Origin of the sequence: Staphylococcus canis, assembly GCF_016238445.1 — a bacterium.
Taxonomy (GTDB): domain Bacteria; phylum Bacillota; class Bacilli; order Staphylococcales; family Staphylococcaceae; genus Staphylococcus; species Staphylococcus canis.
This window is the reverse complement of the sequence record NZ_JABANU010000058.1, coordinates 1-1,137: the sequence shown is the minus strand read 5'-3', so window position 1 is coordinate 1,137 and position 1,137 is coordinate 1. Positions and strand designations below refer to the sequence as shown.

Annotated in this window: 1 protein-coding gene; it reads left to right on the top strand. The window is 38.8% G+C overall.

All coding sequences use genetic code 11. The features are described from left to right. Window positions 1-827, top strand: an 827-nt coding sequence (locus tag HHH54_RS10875) for an Ig-like domain-containing protein (protein WP_198618813.1), incomplete at its 5' end; no start/stop codon positions are given. Between the last annotated feature and the right edge of the window lie 310 nt (window positions 828-1,137).

The following is a 1,137-nucleotide window of genomic DNA, read 5'->3' as shown; positions in this document are numbered from 1 at the left end:
CTGAAACAACAGTTGACCAAGACGGTAACTGGACAGTAGATGTACCAAATGGTACAGACTTAAATGAAGGAGACGTTATCACAGCTATCGAAAAAGATAAAGATGGTAATGTTTCAGGTACAACAACAGTAACAGTAGGCGGCAACGATCAAGGACAAGTTGATTTACCAGCACCTACAGTAGATCCAATTCATGATAACGATACAACAGTAACAGGTCATGGTGGTACACCAGGTAACACAATTGTAATCACATGGCCAGATGGTTCAACTACTGAAACAACAGTTGACGAAGATGGTAACTGGACAATAGATGTACCAAGCGGTATCGACTTAAATGAAGGAGACGTTATCACAGCTATCGAAAAAGATAAAGATGGTAATGTTTCAGCAACAACAACAGTTACTGTAACTCATGAACAAGATAATACTGGTTCTAACGGAGGAACTGGAGACATGAACGATGGTTCAACAGGCTCTAACGAAGGAACTGGAGATATGAGTGACGATTCAACTGGTTCAATGGATGGAATGAACGGTGGAAACACTGATTCAAATGAAAGTGGTATGATGACACCAGAAGCACCACAATCAAATGAACCATCTATGAACAATACGGATACACCAAATATGCCAAATGCACCACAACAAGAAATGAATCAAGAGGCTAACGATAATAATATGGCAAATGATAAAGTACAAGAAGAAGCTTTACCAGATACAGGTCAAAATAATGATAATCGTGGCACATTATTCGGTGGTTTATTCGCAGCACTTGGTGGATTACTACTATTCGGTCGTCGTAAAGATAGAAAAGATCAACAATAATCATTAATATGATTTTGATCTAATAAATAAAAAGGGCACCTAACACTTATTTCTAGTGTTGGGTGTCCTTTTATAGATTTATACTTTTGAATTGGAACATAGACTAAATATAATGGCTCTTTGTCAACGTCGGTTGGTGAAGACAAAACGTACTAAGTTGCTATTTTTAGTGACTTGGTACGTTTTTTATGTGTGCGCTCGGCATGATTAACAACTTGATGGTGAAAGTCCATTACAGGCTTGGCAGTAGGAACTGTTAGTGAAAGACAAGGGTGTCCATCGTGAGGTGGAATCTGAAGGAAGTCGGACG